At 57.0% G+C, this 19,832-nt stretch carries 14 protein-coding genes; 6 read left to right on the top strand and 8 right to left on the bottom strand.

Translation table 11 applies throughout. The features are described from left to right. Positions 1 to 5: 5 nt before the first annotated feature. Together betB and betI are read right to left on the bottom strand one after the other, a co-directional pair. Positions 6 to 1,478, bottom strand: a complete 1,473-nt coding sequence (gene betB, locus FD428_RS15440; RefSeq protein WP_114847749.1) for a betaine-aldehyde dehydrogenase — start codon at positions 1,476 to 1,478, stop codon at positions 6 to 8. A 13-nt stretch (positions 1,479 to 1,491) separates the two neighbouring features. Further along, complete coding sequence (betI, locus tag FD428_RS15435) at positions 1,492 to 2,085, bottom strand: transcriptional regulator BetI (RefSeq protein ID WP_024130562.1); 594 nt, start codon at positions 2,083 to 2,085, stop codon at positions 1,492 to 1,494. A 282-nt stretch (positions 2,086 to 2,367) separates the two neighbouring features. Between betI and FD428_RS15430 the strand changes: the two genes are divergently transcribed. Then, on the top strand, positions 2,368 to 4,401 hold the full coding sequence (locus FD428_RS15430; protein ID WP_047458253.1) for a choline transporter: 2,034 nt from the start codon (positions 2,368 to 2,370) through the stop codon (positions 4,399 to 4,401). 169 nt (positions 4,402 to 4,570) lie between these two features. Here the strand turns inward: FD428_RS15430 and entD are convergent, their stop codons facing one another. Next, complete coding sequence (gene entD, locus FD428_RS15425; RefSeq protein ID WP_114847750.1) at positions 4,571 to 5,224, bottom strand: enterobactin synthase subunit EntD; 654 nt, start codon at positions 5,222 to 5,224, stop codon at positions 4,571 to 4,573. Between the two features lie 48 nt (positions 5,225 to 5,272). Further along, positions 5,273 to 7,516, bottom strand: coding sequence for a TonB-dependent siderophore receptor (locus FD428_RS15420; protein ID WP_114847751.1), 2,244 nt, complete (start codon positions 7,514 to 7,516; stop codon positions 5,273 to 5,275). A gap of 305 nt (positions 7,517 to 7,821) precedes the next feature. Between FD428_RS15420 and fes the strand changes: the two genes are divergently transcribed. The 4 genes from fes (at position 7,822) to wzz(fepE) (ending at position 14,554) form a co-directional block, all read left to right on the top strand. Further along, a complete protein-coding gene (gene fes, locus FD428_RS15415; RefSeq protein ID WP_123907524.1) occupies positions 7,822 to 9,036 on the top strand; it encodes an enterochelin esterase in 1,215 nt (404 codons plus the stop codon). A gap of 29 nt (positions 9,037 to 9,065) precedes the next feature. After that, positions 9,066 to 9,284 carry an MbtH family protein gene (locus FD428_RS15410; RefSeq protein ID WP_058668745.1) on the top strand — a complete coding sequence of 73 codons (219 nt, stop codon included), beginning with the start codon at positions 9,066 to 9,068 and terminating at the stop codon, positions 9,282 to 9,284. After that, positions 9,281 to 13,165: an enterobactin non-ribosomal peptide synthetase EntF gene (entF, locus tag FD428_RS15405; RefSeq protein ID WP_114847752.1), complete on the top strand. Its 3,885-nt coding sequence runs from the start codon at positions 9,281 to 9,283 to the stop codon at positions 13,163 to 13,165. The genes FD428_RS15410 and entF overlap by 4 nt, the downstream gene beginning before the upstream one ends. 252 nt (positions 13,166 to 13,417) lie before the next feature. After that, positions 13,418 to 14,554, top strand: coding sequence for an LPS O-antigen length regulator Wzz(fepE) (gene wzz(fepE) / locus FD428_RS15400; RefSeq protein ID WP_047458238.1), 1,137 nt, complete (start codon positions 13,418 to 13,420; stop codon positions 14,552 to 14,554). Positions 14,555 to 14,626: 72 nt separating this feature from the next. Here the strand turns inward: wzz(fepE) and fepC are convergent, their stop codons facing one another. The 3 genes from fepC to fepD are packed head-to-tail and all read right to left on the bottom strand — an operon-like array spanning position 14,627 to position 17,417. After that, positions 14,627 to 15,424 carry an iron-enterobactin ABC transporter ATP-binding protein gene (gene fepC, locus FD428_RS15395; RefSeq protein ID WP_047458235.1) on the bottom strand — a complete coding sequence of 266 codons (798 nt, stop codon included), beginning with the start codon at positions 15,422 to 15,424 and terminating at the stop codon, positions 14,627 to 14,629. After that, a complete protein-coding gene (gene fepG, locus FD428_RS15390) occupies positions 15,421 to 16,413 on the bottom strand; it encodes an iron-enterobactin ABC transporter permease (RefSeq protein WP_114847753.1) in 993 nt (330 codons plus the stop codon). The genes fepC and fepG overlap by 4 nt, the downstream gene beginning before the upstream one ends. Beyond that, positions 16,410 to 17,417 carry a Fe(3+)-siderophore ABC transporter permease gene (gene fepD, locus FD428_RS15385; protein WP_012133399.1) on the bottom strand — a complete coding sequence of 336 codons (1,008 nt, stop codon included), beginning with the start codon at positions 17,415 to 17,417 and terminating at the stop codon, positions 16,410 to 16,412. Before fepD ends, fepG begins: the two co-directional genes overlap by 4 nt. Positions 17,418 to 17,528: 111 nt before the next feature. Here fepD and entS point away from each other — a divergent pair, with 111 nt between their 5' ends. Continuing rightward, on the top strand, positions 17,529 to 18,779 hold the full coding sequence (gene entS / locus FD428_RS15380) for an enterobactin transporter EntS (protein WP_071259793.1): 1,251 nt from the start codon (positions 17,529 to 17,531) through the stop codon (positions 18,777 to 18,779). 43 nt (positions 18,780 to 18,822) lie between these two features. On the opposite strand, the gene fepB is transcribed toward entS, so the two are convergent. Then, positions 18,823 to 19,779, bottom strand: a complete 957-nt coding sequence (gene fepB, locus FD428_RS15375; protein WP_047458230.1) for a Fe2+-enterobactin ABC transporter substrate-binding protein — start codon at positions 19,777 to 19,779, stop codon at positions 18,823 to 18,825. Positions 19,780 to 19,832 lie beyond the last annotated feature (53 nt).

Here is a 19,832-nt window from a genome sequence, read left to right as displayed (position 1 = left end):
CCTGGTTAAAATATGGATTGAAACTGACCCATCTCAACCTGGATGGACTTCACCTGGGTGTAGCTTTGCAGCGTCATGATGCCGTTCTCGCGACCAATACCGGAATGCTTGTAGCCGCCGACCGGCATTTCAGCAGGAGATTCCCCCCAGGTATTGATCCAGCAGATCCCCGCTTCAAGCTGGTGGATTGCGCGATGAGCGCGGTTGAGATCGGCTGTCACTACCCCGGCGGCCAGTCCGTAATCGGTGTTATTGGCGCGGCGGATCGCCTCTTCTTCGTTTTCGTAGGTCAGAATGGACATCACCGGGCCGAAAATTTCTTCGCGTACGATGGTCATCTCATCCCGGCAGTCGGTGAATACGGTGGGGGCGACCCAGGCGCCGTTATCAAACGCTTCGCCTTTTAATACGTCGCCGCCGCAAAGCAGCGTTGCGCCTTCCGCTTTTCCGCTGGCGATATAGCGCAGAACGTTGTCGCGATGAGGGAAGCTCACCAGTGGGCCAAAATTGGTTGCCGGGTCAGACAGATCGCCTGCGCGAATGCGGCTTACGCGCGCCAGAATTTTTTGCTCGAAGGCGCTTTTCATGTGCGCCGGAATGAATACGCGCGTGCCGTTGGTGCAGACCTGGCCGGAGCTGAAGAAGTTCGCCATCATGGCGATATCCGCCGCGAGGTCGGGGTCCGCGTCGTCAAAGATAATCAGCGGTGATTTGCCGCCCAGCTCCATCGTCACCTCTTTCAGCGATGAAGCCGCTGAATTGGCCATCACTTTCTTGCCGCTGGCGACGCCGCCGGTGAAGGAGATTTTGGCGATATCAGGATGTTCCGTCAGGAACTGCCCTGTTTCCGCGCCGGTGCCTGGCAGCACGTTGAACACGCCGTCCGGGAGACCGGCTTCGCTGTAGATTTCCGCCAGTTTTAACGCGGTTAGCGGCGTGACTTCACTGGGTTTGAAGATCATGGCATTGCCTGCCGCCAGCGCCGGAGCGGATTTCCACAGGGCGATTTGAATGGGGTAGTTCCATGCGCCGATCCCGGCCACCACGCCCAGCGGCTCGCGACGGGTGTAGACGAATGACGTCTCGCGTAGCGGGATCTGGCTGCCTTCCAGGGCAGGGATCAGCCCGGCGTAATACTCAAGCACGTCAGCGCCGGTGGCGATGTCTACGCTGGCGGTTTCGCTCAGTGGTTTACCGGTATCGAGCGTTTCCAGTTGCGCCAGCTCGTCATTGCGTTCACGCAGAATATCAACTGCCCGACGCAGGATTCGCGAGCGCGCCATTGCGCTCATCGCGGCCCATATTTTTTGCCCGCGCTGCGCGCTTTTCACGGCGCGATCGACATCGTCGCGGCCTGCGGCCTGTACGGTAGCCAGTACCTCGCCGTTAGCGGGATTGATCGTCTCAAAGGTGCGACCGCTGGTAGCGGCAGTATATGCGCCGTCAATATAAAGCTGTTGTTCTGCCATTCGGGGCATGGGTTCTCCTCGGTTAGTCAGTGGCGTTCGGCAAATGCTGACTGATGAAATGGGTGGTCAGCGCCTGAGCGAGACTGAGATTAAACGGTTTTCCGCTCAGCGCGGCGCGTAGCCACAGCCCATCGATAAGCGCCGCCAGGCCATAGCCGGCCTGTTGAGCCTGCTGGCGCGGAAGTTCGCGCCTGAATTCATACACAATGTTTGACAGTAGCCGCTTGCTGGCGACCTGTTGCAGGCGGTAGAGCATCGGCTGATGCATGCTGCTTGCCCAGAATGCGAGCCAGGCTTTCATCGCGGCCTGGCTTATCTGGCTGTCGTCAAAGTTGCCCGCTACGATGGCGCGCAAACGCAATTCTGCGCTGGCCTCTGGAAGGGCATGCAACCGACGCAGGACGGCATAGCGAAGCTGGCTGGTGATGTCGCGCATCGTCGCTTCCAGCAATCCATTTTTATCCTTGAAATAGTGACTGATGATGCCGGTCGACACGCCTGCTCGTCGGGCTATTTGCGCAATGGTCGCGTCATGCATCCCGACTTCATTAATGGCCTCCAGGGTGGCGTCAATCAGTTGCCTGCGACGAAGGGTTTGCATCCCCACTTTGGGCATTTTTATCGCTCCAGTCATCAGTTATGGTTATGTATTAAACCGTTTTTTGATTGGACGTTCAATATAAAATGTGTCTTAATTGTTATCAATTTGGCGGTTAACAGGTAAGGGGAATGTAATGGGATATTAGATAAAATTAATAAAAACAATAGATTGAAAATATCATCATTTCTGTTAATAAGGCTATTTTTGCAAATCTGTTAAAAATGCCATCGCCTTACAGAATCTCAAAAAGTTAGCTGCTCGACAGAGTAGTCACCGTTACTTAATCAGAGGTAATCGATGACGAACCTTGCTCAGAACAGAGAAAAGGACAAAATCAATCCCGTTGTGTTTTATACGTCTGCCGGACTGATTTTGTTGTTTTCCCTGACGACCATTTTTTTTAGTGATTTCTCCGCAGTCTGGATCGGCCGCACGCTGAACTGGGTCTCCAGAACGTTTGGCTGGTACTATCTGCTGGCCGCCACGCTCTATATCGTTTTTGTCATATTCATTGCCTGCTCGCGTTTCGGTTCCGTCAAGCTTGGGCCTGAGCAGTCAAAGCCGGAATTTAGTCTGCTAAGCTGGGCGGCAATGCTTTTCGCCGCCGGGATTGGCATCGACCTGATGTTCTTCTCGGTGGCGGAGCCCGTCACCCAATATATGCAGCCGCCGGAAGGGGCAGGGCAGACCATTGAAGCCGCCCGCCAGTCGATGGTCTGGACGCTGTTTCACTACGGCCTGACCGGTTGGTCGATGTATGCGTTAATGGGGATGGCGCTTGGCTACTTTAGCTATCGCTATAACCTGCCGCTGACCATTCGCTCAGCGCTCTATCCGATCTTCGGTAAGCGCATCAACGGGCCGATTGGGCATAGCGTGGATATTGCCGCGGTTATCGGCACCATCTTTGGTATCGCCACGACGCTGGGGATTGGTGTGGTGCAGCTCAATTACGGTCTGAGCGTGCTGTTTGATATCCCGGATTCAATGGCGGCCAAAGCGGCGCTGATTGTGCTGTCGGTGGTGATCGCCACGATCTCGGTGACTTCTGGCGTGGACAAAGGCATTCGGGTTCTGTCGGAGCTGAATGTGCTGCTGGCGCTGGGGTTGATCCTCTTTGTGCTGTTTATGGGGGACACCTCATTCCTGCTCAATGCGCTGGTGCTGAATGTGGGCGACTACGTTAACCGCTTTATGGGGATGACGTTGAACAGCTTTGCGTTCGACAGGCCGGTTGAGTGGATGAACAACTGGACGCTCTTTTTCTGGGCGTGGTGGGTTGCGTGGTCGCCGTTTGTCGGGTTGTTCCTGGCGCGTATTTCGCGTGGCCGCACCATTCGCCAGTTTGTCTTCGGTACGTTGATTATCCCGTTCACTTTCACCCTGCTGTGGCTGTCGGTGTTTGGCAATAGCGCGCTGTATGAAATCATTCATGGCGATGCCGGTTTTGCCGAGGAAGCGATGGCGCACCCTGAGCGCGGCTTTTATAGCCTGCTGGCGCAGTATCCGGCCTTCACCTTCAGCGCGTCTGTCGCCACAATCACCGGTCTGTTGTTCTACGTGACATCGGCGGACTCCGGTGCGCTGGTGCTGGGCAATTTCACCTCAAAACTGAAAGACATCAACAGCGATGCGCCAGCCTGGCTGCGTGTTTTCTGGTCGGTAGCGATTGGCCTGCTGACGCTGGGGATGCTGATGACCAACGGGATTTCAGCGCTGCAAAACACGACGGTAATCATGGGGCTGCCGTTTAGTTTTGTGATCTTCTTCATTATGGCGGGATTGTATAAATCATTGAAAGTTGAAGATTATCGTCGGGAAAGCGCCAGTCGTCATACCGCGCCGCGTCCGATGGGCGTGCAGGACCGGCTGAGCTGGAAAAAACGACTGTCGCGCCTGATGAACTACCCGGGAACACGCTATACCCGCGAAATGATGGAGAAGGTATGTTTCCCGGCAATGGAAGAGGTCGCCCATGAACTGCAACTGCGCGGCGCATCGGTGGAGCTGAAAAGTATGCCGCCGCAGGAAGGGGAAAACCTTGGTCATCTGGATCTACGGGTTCACATGGGCGATGAGCGCAACTTTATCTATCAGATCTGGCCGCAGCAGTACGCAATCCCCGGCTTTACCTACCGGGCGCGTAGCGGCAAGTCGAGCTATTACCGGCTGGAAACGTTCCTGCTGGAAGGAAGCCAGGGAAATGACCTGATGGACTACAGCAAAGAGCAGGTGATTACGGACATTCTCGATCAGTATGAACGTCATCTGAACTTTATTCATCTGGATCGTGAAGCGCCTGGCAACGGGGTGTTGTTCCCGGGAATGTAAGCGGATCTCACGTTTTCTGAAAATAGTTCCGTCAACCTTGAGGCTAACAACCCGAACACGACAATTCGGCTTGTTAGTCTCTTCTTCGCATGGAGGCGATATATGCTGACGAAATACGCTTTTATGGCAATTTTTGTGCTCCGCAGTCAGCAATGGCTGCGGGCAAATTCTACAGGACGGACGCGCAGAGCGTAATGACCTGACCGTCGTACTCACGCCACGAAATATCCACTGTGCAATCAGCAAGCTGCGGCGAAAACGCCGACGTCATTTGCATGGTTAGATGTGTTTTCGTCACTGAAACGATCCTGGCACTGGCAAAACCCGGTAACGTTGCCGCGCGATCGGAGAACGCTTTATAGACGCTCTCTTTGGCGGAAAACGCCAGGGTTAACGCGAGCGGAAAAGGGAGAGGGCTGCGCTGTAAAACGCGTTGTTCATCGTTATCGACGATACTGCTGGTGAGTTCTGCCGTCGTTTGAGGCGTGAAGATTGCTTCGATATCAACCCCTACCGGAGTGAGGGAGACGACTGCCAGCGCCGTGGCGGCGCTGTGGCTGATACTGCCGAACAGACCTTCCGGCCACAAGGGCTGCCGTTTATCGCCGATAGCGGGTACGGTTTTGTGCCCATATTCAGTCAGAGCATGAAACGCGGCGAGACGTCCCGCTAAATGTTCAGCCTGACGTTTTCGCCCGGCGGGAAGCAGCTGCGCATGGTGCGGCAACCAGAGCAGATCGTGTTCGTGGAAGCTATCGATATCGAACCCGATAAGATGAAGTTTGTGGCGGGAAAAAGAGAGGGGGGTGTAAGTGGTTCGCATGGTTTCTCATAAAAACCCTCTCCCCGTTCAGGGAGAGGGTGGTCGTTATCAGAAGCGCGTGTTAACGCCCATGTACCATGTACGACCCGGCTCGTTGTAGGTGTAAGCACCTGCACCGTACATATAAGCGCCGGTCGTGTCGTTACCCGTGGTCTGGGCATTCCCCGCACGCCATTGACGCTTGTCGAAGACGTTATCCACGCCGCCGGTCAGGCTGACGTTTTTGGTTACGTCCCAGGTCGCGCTCAGGCCGACAATGCTGTACGGGCTAACTTCATCTTTCTCAGAGCCGGTAGCAGGCTGGCCCTTATAGTTGTATTTCTTCGGCTGCTGCTTGCCGTACCAGGTGAAGGTTGACTGCACTGACACATCCTGGTGTACCTGCCAGCTCAGGGTTGAGTTCAGCGTGTACTCCGGGATGATCGACAGACGATCGCCGGTTGTTTTGTTCTTGCTCTGTAGCATGTAGGTAATGTTGTTGGTCCAGTTTATCGCATCGCTGACCGGAATATTCAACGATCCTTCCAGACCTTCTACCACGGCCTTCGGCACGTTTTCCCACTGGTAGATATCGGTTTGCACTTTACCTGAAGAGGTATGGCCGACTGGCGCATAGCCCGCTTCAATCTTATCGCGGTAGTCGTTACGGAACCAGGTCACACCGGCCTGCCAGCCGTCGTGTTTCCACTCAAGACCAATCTCTTTGTTGACGCTGGTTTCCGCTTTCAGGTCATCGTTACCCATCATGTAGCAACCGACGCCATCGGAGCTTGCATAGCAACCCTGGCCTTTGCTGTACAGCAGGTAGTTCGGGTTGGTCTGATAGAGGCTCGGTGCTTTATAGGCACGGGCGATACCCATCTTCAGGGTGAAATCATCGCCCAGCGCCTGCGACAGGTTCAGGGACGGGCTCCAGTTGTTGCCGACGATAGTGTGGTGATCAAAGCGCAGCGCCGGGGTCAGCATGGTGCTGTCAGTTATCTCCATGTTGTTCTCGGCAAACAGGGAGAAGATTTCTGCGGATGAGTACGGACTGCGATCGTCGCTCATGCCTGGAATGGCTCCGCCCTGTTGAGCCTGAGTATTCGAGGCGGAATCCTTCATACGCTGCTGGTTCCACTCAGTACCCAGCGTCAGGTTTTGATTAACGATGAAATCAAGCGGCAGGTTAATTTCACTGTGCAACATCACGTCGGCCAGGTCGGTGTCGGTGAATTCGTCGCTGTTGAACAACCCTTCGAGACCGCCCGCCAGCCCTTCGCCCAGACGCGAGTTGCGGGTGTGCTCATACTGTGCCCAGTTGCTGGTGGTGATACCGTTATCCCAGCCGCCGTTCCAGGTCACTGCGAAGTTCTGGCGATAAATACGGTTAGTCTCTTTACCGTAGTTTTTCTTCACCAGGGCATTGTCGTTATTGGTGTTTTGGGTGTCACCCGCGTAAAGGTTGTTCTGGCGGCTGTAGCCTGCTTCAAACTCCAGCGCCTGCATTGGCGCGAAATCCCAACGTACGACACCATTAATATCTTTGTTTTCAACCCCTTCGCGACCAGCTGGCAGGGTGTTGGCGTAGGCGCCGGTACGCTCAGACTGGTGGCCCTGGTTGATGTCCCAGGCGTCGGCCTGAGTTTTATCCAGGTTGCCGTACATGCGGAAGCTGAATTCGCCGCCCAGCGGGCCGCTCAGGCTAAAGTTGGTGCGCTTGGTGGAACCTTCGTCTTTGTGTTCCGGCGCATTCAGATAGGTGTTCCACGAACCGTGCCACTGATCGTCGAATTTCTTGGTGATGATGTTTACCACGCCGCCCGCTGCGCCGTTGCCGTAACGTGCCGCCGCAGGGCCACGAATCACATCAATGCGTTCGATCATCTCTGGCGGCACCCAACCGGTATCGCCACGGGTGTCACGCTCGCCGCGCCAGCCCAGACGGATGGAGTTGCGGCTGGTCACCGGTTTGCCGTCGATCAGAATCAGGGTGTTTTCCGGGCCCATGCCGCGAATGTCGATCTGGCGGTTGTTGCCGCGCTGGCCGCTGGTTGAGTTACCGGTCAGGTTCACGCCCGGCATGGTGCGGATGATTTCGGCAACGTCGCGAGCGGGAGGATTTTTACGGATTTCGTCGGCGGTGATGGTCGATACGCCCGGTGCCTGGAGGTTCTGCTGGGCGGCGGTGACCACGATGGTGTCTTCATGAAGCGCTGCGCTATCAGTGGTCTCCTCCGCCATAACAGGCAGAGCGACCCCATAAATTCCCAGATTGACCAGTAAGGCCAGGGAATGAATCTTATTGTTCATTGTGTTTCCTGCTTATCTTTATTTAGCCACATGCGCCAAACTCTCGTGGTGAGGTGTTTAGCCTGATGTCGCCCGCATCTGCGAAAGCCATACATTCCAGAAAAAGCACGCAGTGCAGGTTTCAGGTTGTGTTTCTCATTTGAACGTGGCGTCAATGCACGAATGAGAGACCCAGCCTGGGTGGTGAAATAATGTTCGCGCTTCCCACGGCGCGACAATACGCTATTGCAAATGAAAATAGTTATCAATAATATTATCAATATATTTCATCATTAAATAAAAAATTACACAATAAACATGAGGTTATGACGGTGACGGCGTTAACGACAGGAAGTGAGACCTGGTGGCAGTCAAAACACGGTCCCGAATGGGAGCGTGAAACAGACGAAAAATATCGGGTGACTTTCTGGTGGCGCGATCCGCAGGGGACGGAAAGCCGCTCTTCAATTCGCCGCGTATGGGTCTACATTACGGGCGTCACCGACCATCATCAGAATGCGGTTCCGCAATCCATGCAGCGTATTGCGGGCACGGATGTCTGGCGATGGAGCACGACATTAAGCGCCGACTGGCGTGGCAGTTACTGTTTCATCCCTTCTGAACGCGATGATATTTTTGCTTCTCTGGCAGTAGACGAAACGCCTGACAGAACCACGCTGCGTGAAGGCTGGCGTCAGTTATTGCCGCAGGCGATTGCCGATCCTCTTAACCCGGTGAGCTGGAAGGGGGGGCGGGGCCATGCGGTTTCCGCGCTGGAAATGCCTGGCGCGCCAGCACAACCCGGCTGGGATAAGACTGAAAATCCGTCAGCTCCCCCGGTATGTTTGCAATGGCGCAGCGAGCGGCTGGGCAATACGCGTCGCGTGTGGGTGTTCACGACCGGCGACGCCCGGCCTGAACGTCCGCTAGCGATTCTGCTCGACGGGCAGTTTTGGGCGGAAAGCATGCCCGTCTGGCCCGCGCTCACCTCACTGACCCGGCGGCGTCAGCTCCCTCCTGCGGTCTACCTGCTGATTGATGCCATTGATACCCCCCACCGTAGCCGTGAACTGCCCTGCAATGCCGATTTCTGGCTGGCGGTACAACAAGAACTCCTGCCGCTGGTGAAAACCGTTGCGCCATTCAGCGATTGTGCAAAAAGGACGATCGTCGCCGGGCAGAGTTTTGGCGGGCTCTCCTCGCTGTATGCCGGTCTGAACTGGCCTGAACGCTTTGGCTGCGTACTGAGCCAGTCGGGATCGTTCTGGTGGCCGCAGCGCGGCGCAGATCGGGAAGGCGAGATTATTGAACAGCTGAAGGCGGGCACATTGACCGCCAGAGGGTTGCGCATCGTGCTGGAGGCCGGTATCAGAGAGCCGCTTATTTTCCGGGCGAATCAGGCGCTTTACAGCCAACTACACACTACGCAGCAGTCGGTTTTCTGGCGTCAGGTTGACGGCGGACATGATGCGCTTTGCTGGCGTGGCGGATTAATGCAGGGGTTGATGACCCTCTGGCAACCGTTAACCGACACGCTGTAGCTGGCGATTTTCCACGACAGGAGTTGAGTATGGAATTCAGTAATCCCTTCGATAACCCGCAGGGACAATTTTACATTCTGCAAAACCCGCAGCGTCAATTTAGCCTCTGGCCACAGCAGTGTTCTCTCCCTGCGGGCTGGCAGGTGGTGTGCGAACCGCAATCGCAGGCGCTTTGCCAGCAGTGGCTGGATGCGCACTGGACCACGCTAACTCCCGCCCATTACGCCGCTGCGCAGGAGGCTCAATGACCACGCGTTTACCGTTAGTGGCCGCCCAGCCAGGGATCTGGATGGCGGAAAAACTCTCTACGCTGCCTTCCGCCTGGAGCGTGGCGCACTATGTGGAATTACACGGCACGCTGAATGCCCCTCTGCTGGCGCAGGCGGTAGTAACCGGTATGGCGCAAGCGGATACCCTCCGTATGCGATTTACTGAAGATAACGGCGAGGTCTGGCAGTGGGTGGACCCGGCATTCACGTTTGCACAACCCGAGCTTATCGATCTGCGTGACGAGCCCGATCCGCATGCGGCGGCGCTGGCGCGGATGCAGGCCGATCTGCGACAAAATTTACGCGTTGATGGCGGCAAACCGCTGGCGTTCCACCAGTTGATTCAGGTCGATGATACCCGTTGGTACTGGTATCAGCGTTATCACCATCTACTGGTGGATGGCTTCAGTTTCCCGGCGATAACCCGTCAGATCGCGGCGATTTACCGCGCCTGGCAGTGTAACGCCCAGACGCCCGACTCGCCGTTTACGCCATTTGCTGACGTGGTGGAGGAGTATCAGCGTTACCGTGAGAGCGAGGCTTATCAACGCGATGGCGCCTTCTGGGCGGAGCAGCGTCGCCAGTTGCCGCCTCCCGCTTCGCTGTCGGCTGCGCCGCTTCCCGGGCGGGCGGCCAGCGCCGATATTTTGCGTATGAAACTGGATGTGCCCGACGGTGTTTTCCGTCAGCTGGCGGCACGCATGTCTGATATTCAACGTGCGGATTTAGCGCTGGCGCTGGTGGCGCTATGGCTGGGCCGCCTGTGCGGCCGGATGGACTATGCTGCCGGATTTATATTCATGCGGCGTATGGGCTCGGCGGCGTTAACGGCGACCGGCCCGGTACTGAACGTCCTGCCGTTAGGGGTAAGCATTAATGCGGCGGAAACGCTGCCGGAACTGGCGACGCGTCTTGCCGGGCAGATGAAAAAAATGCGTCGCCATCAGCGTTATGACGCCGAACAGATCGTTCGCGACAGCGGCCGCGCGGCGGGTGAAGAACCGCTGTTTGGCCCGGTACTGAACGTGAAGGTCTTTGATTATCAACTGGATATTCCCGGTGTACAGGCGCAAACCCATACGCTGGCGACCGGCCCGGTTAACGATCTTGAACTGGCGCTGTTCCCGGATGAAGAGGGCGGCCTGAGCATTGAAATCTTAGCCAACAAACAGCGCTATGATGAGGCGACGTTATCCTGCCATGCGTCGCGGCTGACGGCGCTGATACGCCAGTTTGCGGGCAATCCGGCGCTGCGCTGCGGCGATGCCGAAATGCTCCTGCCTGCCGAATATGCGCAACTGGCGCAGATTAATGATACGGCGGTAAGCATACCGCTCACGACGCTCAGCGCGCTGGTTGACGAACAGACACGCAAAACGCCGGACGCGCCCGCGCTGGCTGATGCGCGCCATCAGCTCAGTTATCAGGAGATGCGCGAGCAGGTGATCGCCCTGGCGCACCTGCTGCGTGAACGTGGCGTTAAACCGGGCGACAGCGTCGCGGTGGCGTTGCCGCGCTCGGTTTTCCTGACGCTGGCGCTGCACGGCATTGTGGAGGCCGGAGCCGCCTGGCTGCCGTTAGATACGGGGTATCCAGACGATCGTCTGCGAATGATGCTCGAAGACGCGCAGCCGAAATTACTGATCACAACCGCAGAACAACTGCCGCGATTTAACGATATCCCCGGCGTAGAAAGCCTGTGCTACAACGCGCTGCTGCCGACGAACGGCGCTGAATCGCTGGCGTTGTCGTTGCCGCACCATACGGCATACATCATCTTTACATCCGGTTCGACCGGCAGGCCGAAAGGGGTAATGGTCGGGCAAACCGCGATCGTGAATCGCCTGCTGTGGATGCAGGATCACTATCCGTTAACGGCAGAGGATGTGGTCGCACAAAAAACGCCGTGCAGTTTCGATGTTTCGGTGTGGGAGTTCTTCTGGCCGTTTATTGCCGGGGCGAAGCTGGTGATGGCGGAGCCGGACGCGCACCGCGATCCGATTGCCATGCAGCATTTCTTTGCGAAGTATGGTGTGACCACCACCCACTTTGTCCCGTCAATGCTGGCGGCGTTCGTCGCCTCGCTCACCCCTGAATCCGCTCATGAAAGCTGCGCTACGCTACAGCGCGTATTTTGTAGCGGCGAGGCGCTGCCCACCGGGCTGTGCCGCGAGTGGGAACAGTTGACCGGCGCGCCGCTGCACAATCTGTACGGGCCGACGGAAGCGGCGGTGGATGTCAGCTGGTATCCCGCCTGCGGCAAAGAACTGGCGGATGTCACCGGAAACAGCGTGCCGATTGGCTATCCGGTCTGGAATACCGGGCTGCGCATTCTTGATGCGATGATGCGCCCGGTGCCGCCGGGCACCGCGGGTGATTTATACCTGACCGGCATCCAGCTGGCGCAGGGGTATCTGGGGCGCCCGGATCTGACGGCGAGTCGCTTTATTGCCGATCCGTTTATGCCGGGCGAACGCATGTATCGCACCGGAGACGTGGCGCGCTGGCTGGAAAATGGCGCGGTAGAGTACCTTGGCCGCAGCGACGATCAGCTAAAAATTCGTGGTCAGCGCATTGAACTGGGCGAGATTGATCGGGTTATGCAAACGCTGCCGGACGTCGAGCACGCCGTGGCTCACGCCTGCGTGTTTAACCAGGCGGCCGCGACAGGAGGCGATGCCCGCCAACTGGTAGGCTATCTGGTGTCACAATCCGGCTTACCGCTGGATATTCCGGCGCTTCAGGAACGGTTACGCGAGACATTACCGCCGCATATGGTGCCTGTGGTTCTGCTACAGCTTGTGGAACTGCCGCTCAGCGCAAACGGGAAACTGGATCGTAAAGCGCTGCCGATGCCGCAACTGACGCAACGTACGCCGGGGCGCGCGCCCTTACCAGGGACCGAAAAAACGGTGGCTGACGCCTTTGCCGACCTGCTGGGTTGTGAGGTCAATGATGTGGAGGCCGACTTCTTTGCGCTGGGCGGGCATTCGTTACTGGCGATGAAACTCGCCGCGCAGTTGAGCCGCGCGTCCGGGCGTCAGGTGACGCCGGGGCAGGTGATGGTGGCGTCAACCGTTGGTCAGCTTAGCGCGTTGCTGGATTCCGCCGATGACGAGCAATCTCAGCGTCTGGGCTTTGAAACGCTCCTGCCGCTGCGTGAAAGCAGTGGACCAACGTTATTCTGCTTCCATCCGGCGTCCGGTTTTGCCTGGCAGTTTAGCGTGCTGGCTCGTTATCTCAGCCTACACTGGTCGATTACGGGGATTCAGTCGCCAAGGCCTGATGGACCGATGCAAACGGCCACGAATCTGGATGAGGTGTGTGAGCGTCATCTGGAAACGCTGCTGGCGCAGCAGCCGCACGGGCCTTACTACCTGCTGGGGTATTCGCTGGGCGGAACGCTGGCCCAGGGCATTGCGGCGCGCTTGCGTGCGCGTGGCGAAACGGTTGCCTTCCTCGGGCTGCTGGATACCTGGCCGCCGGAAACGCAAAACTGGCAGGAAAAAGAGGCCAATGGTCTGGACCCTGAAGTGTTAGCGGAGATCGCGCGTGAACGCGAAGCGTTCCTTGCTGCGCAACAGGGAAATGCCTCCGGGGAGTTATTCAGCACCATCGAAGGAAACTACGCCGATGCCGTGCGGCTTCTGACAACCGCGCATAGCGTACCGTTCGATGGACGCGCAACGCTGTTTGTCGCGGAGCGTACCCTGCCGGAAGGAATAAGTCCTGAACGCAGCTGGGCGCCGTGGATGGCAGAACTGGATATCTATCGCCAGGATTGCGCCCACGTCGATATTATTTCACCTGCCGCGTTTGAGAATATCGGGCCGATTATTCGCGCATTGCTCGACCAGTAAGCGAAGCGTTCTGACGCCTTTAAAAATCTAATTCTACTGATGCCCATAATAGCTACCAATTATTATGGGCTTTTTATTTGTCTTCAGCATTGATTTAACATAAGTGAAACATAATCAGACGGTTAGTGAAATTCCGAAAGTTGCATGCTACCTGTGGGAACAGGCAAAGAACGTTTCGGATAATTCTGAGATGCTGTTAGAATATTAGAAAGGATGTTTTTATTCATTGGACTCAATGTCAGGTTACACAACATGTCATCACTCAATGTTAAGCAGGAAAAAGATTCGGAATTTACTGGCTATCCGTTAGCGCCGTCAAACAGTAATGAAATTGATTTGTTAAGCCTTGTTGATGTTTTATGGCGGGCGAAAAATCGCATTATTGCGACTGTTTTTGCGTTTGCGCTGGCAGGTATTCTGCTGTCCTTTATTCTGCCGCAGAAATGGACCAGTCGGGCGATTGTCACCCCGGCAGAGGCCGTACAGTGGCAGGAACTGGAAAAAACGCTGACCACATTGCGTGTGCTGAACCTCGACATTAATTTGCAGCGAGACGCCGTCTTTACGCTTTTCATTAAGAAGTTCAGCTCAACATCGCTGCTGGATGAATATCTTCGCGCCTCCCCGTATGTGATGGATCAATTGAAAGGGGCGGATATTGATGAAATGGAACTGCATCGGGCGATTGTTGCGCTCAGTGAAAAGATGAACGCGGTGGATACCAACGCCGGTAAGAAAAACGAGACGTCGTTATTTACCTCGTGGACATTGAGTTTTACTGCGCCAACGAAAGAAGAGGCGCAGAAGGTGCTGGCCGGCTATATCCAGTATGTGTCGGACATCGTCGTGAAAGAGACGCTGGAGAATATTCGTAACCAGTTGGACACCAGAACGCATTTCGAGAAAGAAAAACTGGCGATGGACCGGGTGAGATTGCGCAACCAGCTTGATGCGAACATTCAGCGACTTAATTATTCCCTGGAGATTGCCAACGCCGCCGGGATTAAGAAGCCGGTCTACAGTAATGGTCAGGCGGTAAAAGACGACCCGGATTTCTCTATTTCTCTGGGCGCCGACGGTATTGCGCAAAAATTGCAAATTGAAAAGTCCGTCACGGACGTTGCGGAAATTAACGCTGAAATACGCAATCGCCAGTATTACGTAGAGCAACTGACCGCGATGAATATCAATGATGTGAAATTTATGCCGTTTAAATATCAGCTATCGCCTTCGCTGCCAGTGAAAAAAGACGGCCCGGGCAAAGCGTTGATCGTGATTCTGGCTGCGTTGTTGGGCGGTATGATCGCGTGCGGCGGTGTTCTGCTGCGTCATGCCATGCTGTCCCGTAAACTGGATGATGCGATTCAACTGGAAGAACGGTTAGTCTAAGCACTATCCGGCAAATCGCCCGGTGGCGCTGTCGCTGACCGGGCCTGTATTGTTACCCCTCCGCCATTGAGATTACTTCGGACGACCCAGCGGCACAACCAGCGGCGTTCCGGCGATCGGATCGTCGATGATCGTGCAACGTAATCCATAAATTTTCTCAATAAGATCCGCTGTCACAATCTCCTTTGGCGCTCCCTCTGCGACGATCTTGCCTTCACGTAACGCGATTAAATGCGTGGCGTACCGGCAGGCCTGGTTAAGGTCGTGCAGAACCGCAGCGAGGGTGTAACCTTTCTCGCGATTCAGCTCGCTCAACAGCTCCAGCAGATCGATCTGGTGGCTGATATCCAGCCAGGTCGTCGGTTCATCCAGCAACATGATGGATGTTTCCTGCGCCAGCACCATTGCTATCCATGCTCGCTGCCGCTGCCCGCCTGAAAGCGTGTCCACGCTTTGCGTCGCCAGGTGGGTAATCCCCGTGGCGCGCATCGCACCGGCGACGGCGTCTTCGTCTTCTTTGCGCCAGCGGGTAAACAAAGGCTGATGCGGATAGCGGCCCCGGGCAACCAGCTCCTGTACGGTGATATCGCCCGGCGTGGTGGCGTTTTGCGCCAGCAGGCCGATTCGTCGCGCCACCTCTTTACTGGCGTAGTGCTGAATATGCTCGCCGTCGAGCCAGACGTGGCCATGTACGGGCGACATCAGACGGCTTAGCGTACGCAATAACGTTGATTTGCCGCAGCCATTCGGCCCAATAATGGCAGTGAAGTGACCATCCGGGATAGAAACATTCAGATTCTCCGCGACGGTATACTTGCCATAACCCAACGTTAACTGGTCGCCACGCAAACGGGCTACTGATTCGGTCATTTTTTGCGGGACTCCTGAATTAACAAGACGATAAGGTAAATACCGCCGAGGCTTACGGTGACAACGCCTACCGGAAGCTGGTAAGGCATAAACAGTTGTTGGGCGCACAGGTCGGCGGCCAGCAGCAATAGCGCGCCGCACAATGCGGACTGGGTTAACCCCCAGCGTGCCGTGCCGCTAAGGCGCCGCGCGATGTGCGGCGCAACCAGCGCAATGAAAGATATCGGGCCTGCGAGCGCCGTCGCGGCGGCGGTCAGCACCACGGCGACCAGCATCATCATTAACCGGGAACGTTCAACGCTGACGCCAAGCGCGCAGGCGCTGTCATCACCCATTTCCAGCAAGCGCAGACGACGTACCAGCAATGCGGCACACGCCAGCATCAGAACGATCAGCGGTGCCGAGGGCCACGTTTTGGCCCAGGTCAGTCCGTTGAGCGACCCGGCGTTCCACAATCCGGCGGAGAGGGCCGTTTCTAACGACGCCTGCAACAGCAGCCAGGTGTTGAACGCCACCAGCATGGCGCGCACGCCGATGCCGATAATAATCAGCCGGAAGGTCTCAATGCCGTTGCGCCAGGCAAGCAGCCAGACGATCAGCGAGGTGAGAATCCCGCCAGCCATCGCCGCCATCGCGATCGCCGTCAGGTTCTGGCCAAACAGCACCATTGCCACCAGCACGCCGCTCCAGGCCCCGGTGTTAAAACCCATTACGTCCGGGCTACCCAGCGGGTTGCGCATCAACGACTGAAAAATCGCCCCGCTGACGCCCAACGCGGCGCCAATCAGCAGCGCCATCAGCACACGAGGCAGACGCCATTCGGTCACCACAAGGGTAATGCTGCGCGGGGCGTCTCCCAGTAGCGCATTGATGATTTGCGAGATTTCCAGCGTAACGGCGCCGCTGCGCAGGCTCCACAAGCCGACAGCGATACAGCCGAGCACCAGCAACAGACAACTTATGATCAGGCGGCGGGAAAGGTGCATCATACGGCACCTCCGCGCTGCTTGCGCCGCACGAGGAAAATAAGCACTGGCGCGCCGAGAAAGGCGCTGACAACCGAAACGCGCAATTCACCGGGAACGATGAGTCGCCCGATAATATCGGCAAACAGCAGCAGGGTCGGGGTCGCCAGCAACGTGACCGGCAGCGACCAGCGGTGATCCGCCCCCACCAGCCAGCGGGCCATGTGCGGCATCATCAGACCGATAAACGCGATGGGGCCAACAACCGCCGTCGCGCTGCCGCATAACACGGTAATCACCAGCAGGCCGATGAGCTGGGTACGCGCCACTTTGCTGCCCAGCGCGGTGGCAGTATCGCTACCGAGACTCAGGCTGTTCAGCGCGCGGCTGAGAAACAGCGCGGTAGCACCGGCAATCAACACCGGCACGACAATAACCTTGAGCGTTTGCAGACTGCGAATGTCCAGCGAGCCGGCCTGCCAGAAACGGAGCTGATCGTACACATCCGGGTTCAGCAACGCGATACCGTTGGAAAGCCCCTCCAGCACTGCGCCGAGCGCGACACCCGCCAGCGTGAGGCGAACCGGGCTTAACTGCCCGGCGCCTTGGCTGCCGGTAAAGGCGACAATCAGCGAGGCGACCAGCGCCCCGGCAAACGCCATCAGCAACTGTTCCTGTGGAGAGGAAAAACCAAACAGCGCCGCGCCGAGTACGATCGCGAAACTGGCGCCGGAATTGACGCCGAGAATGCCCGGGTCGGCAAGCGGGTTGCGGGTGAGCGTTTGCATTAACGCCCCGGCGAGCCCCAGTGCGCCGCCAGCCAGCAGGCCAGCCAGCGTGCGCGGCAATCGCGCGTCCAGCACGATGGTGCAGTCAGCGCTTTGGCAGGTGCCGGTAATTGCTTCAAGTACGACGGACGCAGGCAGTGATTTTGCGCCGATAGCCAGACTTAATGCCGTGGCGAGAATAAGTAATAACAACAAGCCGGGCACGGCGATGGCGCGTGCCACGGAAACAGAGCATGACATATCAACTTCCCTGATAATGATAGTAATTATCGTTATCGATCTTATTCGGTTATGTTAGCATGTGCAGCCATTGAATGGATATTTAAAAAAAGTTCGCATTAAGGCGTTGTAATGAATCGACAATCCTGGCTGCTGAATCTCAGCCTGTTGAAGACGCACCCTGCATTTCGCGCTGTCTTCCTCGCCCGTTTTATCTCTATTGTCTCGCTGGGTCTGCTGGGCGTAGCGGTGCCGGTACAGATCCAGATGATGACCCACTCGACGTGGCAGGTTGGTCTGTCGGTGACGCTGACCGGCAGCGCGATGTTTGTTGGCCTGATGGTCGGCGGCGTGCTGGCGGATCGTTATGAACGTAAAAAGGTGATCCTGCTGGCGCGCGGCACCTGCGGTATTGGCTTTATTGGCCTGTGTCTGAACGCGCTGTTGCCGGAACCTTCGCTGCTGGCAATCTATCTGCTCGGTCTGTGGGATGGCTTTTTTGCCTCGCTGGGGGTCACGGCGCTACTGGCGGCGACGCCTGCGCTGGTAGGGCGAGAAAACCTTATGCAGGCCGGGGCGATTACGATGCTGACGGTGCGTCTGGGATCGGTGATTTCACCGATGCTGGGTGGCGTATTGCTGGCTACCGGCGGCGTGGCCTGGAACTACGGTCTGGCGGCGGCAGGAACATTTATCACGCTGCTGCCGTTGCTGAGCCTTCCGGCGCTCCCGCCGCCGCCGCAACCGCGTGAGCATCCGTTGAAATCACTGTTGGCGGCGTTCCGTTTCTTGCTCTCCAGCCCACTCATTGGCGGCATTGCGTTGCTTGGCGGACTTTTGACGATGGCAAGTGCGGTGCGTGTGCTTTATCCGGCGCTGGCGATTAACTGGCACATGTCCGCCGCGCAAATCGGTTTACTTTATGCCGCTATCCCATTGGGGGCGGCTGTTGGCGCGTTAACCAGCGGGCAACTGGCGCACAGCGTTCGCCCTGGACTGTTGATGCTGGCTTCCACCGTAGGGTCGTTCCTGGCGATTGGGTTGTTTGGGCTGATGCCTGTCTGGCTGCTCGGGGTGATCTGTCTGGCGCTGTTCGGCTGGCTCAGCGCGATTAGCTCGTTACTGCAATACACCCTGTTGCAGACGCAAACGCCGGAAGCCATGCTCGGGCGAATCAACGGCCTGTGGACGGCGCAAAACGTGACCGGCGACGCCATCGGCGCAGCGCTGTTGGGCGGGCTGGGCGCCATGATGACGCCGGTTGCGTCAGCGAGCGTGAGCGGGTTTGGGCTGGTGATTGTTGGGTTGTTGTTAATGCTGCTGCTGGGCGAGTTGCGCCGTTTTCGCCAGCCGCCGCCGGTGCCAGATGGCGCACCGCTTTAAAATGCAGGCCGGACAGGGCATTGGCCGCTATCCGGCAAGTAAGTTAAAACAGCGCGGCGAGACGGTTAAGCAGTAACGTTGCGCTGTAGTAGTCCAGACGGAACGTTTCGGTGCCCAGCGCATAAACGCGCTTGTTTTGCACGGCAGGCAGGTGAGCAAGCAGTGGGTTGGCGTAAATAGCGTCGGCATCTTTGCTATCACCGGCAAACAGGAACAGCGCTTCGCCGTTCAGACCTGCCGCCAGGTTTTCCCCGCCAAGCTGGATGATGTCATGACGTTTGCCCTGGCTTTTACTGGTTTGCAGTCCGGCAGGGAGGGGCGCCAGCGTAAAGCCTAACTGTTCCATCAGCTTGCCCTGGGCTGAATCCTGCGTCCACAGGTTGGCGCTGTGTGCGGCAGCGGTGTAGACCAGCGCGCTGACCGGTTGCGGCGGTAATGTGAGCTGTTGTTTAACGGTCGCCAGTTGTTTATCAAATTCCGCGATGCGCACAGCGGCCTGTTTTTCCTGGCCGGTGATCTCGCCCAGTTGCGTCAGCAGAGACTGCCAGCTTTTATCGTCGTAATTGATGATAAGCGTAGGGGCAATAGTAGAAAGCTGATCGTACAGCGCCAGCGCAGAGTCGCCGCCGGTTGCGCTAATCAGAATAAGGTCCGGCATTTGTGCGGCAACGGCTTCAGCGCTTGGTTCGCCGATGTACAGGCGCGCCAGCTTGCGCGCTTTCGCAACGTCGCTCCATTGACGCAGAAATCCCCGATCGTCGGCAAAGCGGTTATTAGGGGTGGTCGCTCCGCTGGCGACAACGGGAGCATCAATCGCCAGCAGCGAGCCCGTCAGGGTCACGCTGGTAGAGACGATACGTTCAGGTTTATGGTCCAGCGTATGCGTGCCGCGGCTGTCGGTGATCTGGCGCGGCCAGTCAGCGGCATGACCTAAAGAAATTCCTGAAATGAAAAGCCCAACCAGTATCAGGGATGTTCTGCAAAGCAGGGGAAGTCTCACGAATCAGCGTCCTGTTATTAATGGAGTTAATGCTTCTCATTTTCATTGTTAGC

This window comes from Citrobacter sp. TBCP-5362, from assembly GCF_005406305.1.
GTDB classification, from domain to species: Bacteria; Pseudomonadota; Gammaproteobacteria; order Enterobacterales; family Enterobacteriaceae; genus Citrobacter_B; species Citrobacter_B koseri.
Note: the sequence above shows the minus strand (reverse complement) of the source record. Positions and strands in the feature narration are given on the sequence as shown.

Bases quoted from the DNA above. Each gene is read 5' to 3' on its own strand.
- FD428_RS15420 (WP_114847751.1), bottom strand. From the start codon at position 7,516: ATGAACAATAAGATTCATTCCCTGGCCTTACTGGTCAATCTGGGAATT.
- FD428_RS15430 (WP_047458253.1), top strand. From the start codon at position 2,368: ATGACGAACCTTGCTCAGAACAGAGAAAAGGACAAAATCAATCCCGTT.
- betI (WP_024130562.1), bottom strand. From the start codon at position 2,085: ATGCCCAAAGTGGGGATGCAAACCCTTCGTCGCAGGCAACTGATTGAC.
- fes (WP_123907524.1), top strand. From the start codon at position 7,822: ATGACGGTGACGGCGTTAACGACAGGAAGTGAGACCTGGTGGCAGTCA.
- entF (WP_114847752.1), top strand. From the start codon at position 9,281: ATGACCACGCGTTTACCGTTAGTGGCCGCCCAGCCAGGGATCTGGATG.
- entS (WP_071259793.1), top strand. From the start codon at position 17,529: ATGAATCGACAATCCTGGCTGCTGAATCTCAGCCTGTTGAAGACGCAC.
- fepC (WP_047458235.1), bottom strand. From the start codon at position 15,424: ATGACCGAATCAGTAGCCCGTTTGCGTGGCGACCAGTTAACGTTGGGT.
- entD (WP_114847750.1), bottom strand. From the start codon at position 5,224: ATGCGAACCACTTACACCCCCCTCTCTTTTTCCCGCCACAAACTTCAT.
- FD428_RS15410 (WP_058668745.1), top strand. From the start codon at position 9,066: ATGGAATTCAGTAATCCCTTCGATAACCCGCAGGGACAATTTTACATT.
- fepG (WP_114847753.1), bottom strand. From the start codon at position 16,413: ATGATGCACCTTTCCCGCCGCCTGATCATAAGTTGTCTGTTGCTGGTG.
- fepD (WP_012133399.1), bottom strand. From the start codon at position 17,417: ATGTCATGCTCTGTTTCCGTGGCACGCGCCATCGCCGTGCCCGGCTTG.
- betB (WP_114847749.1), bottom strand. From the start codon at position 1,478: ATGCCCCGAATGGCAGAACAACAGCTTTATATTGACGGCGCATATACT.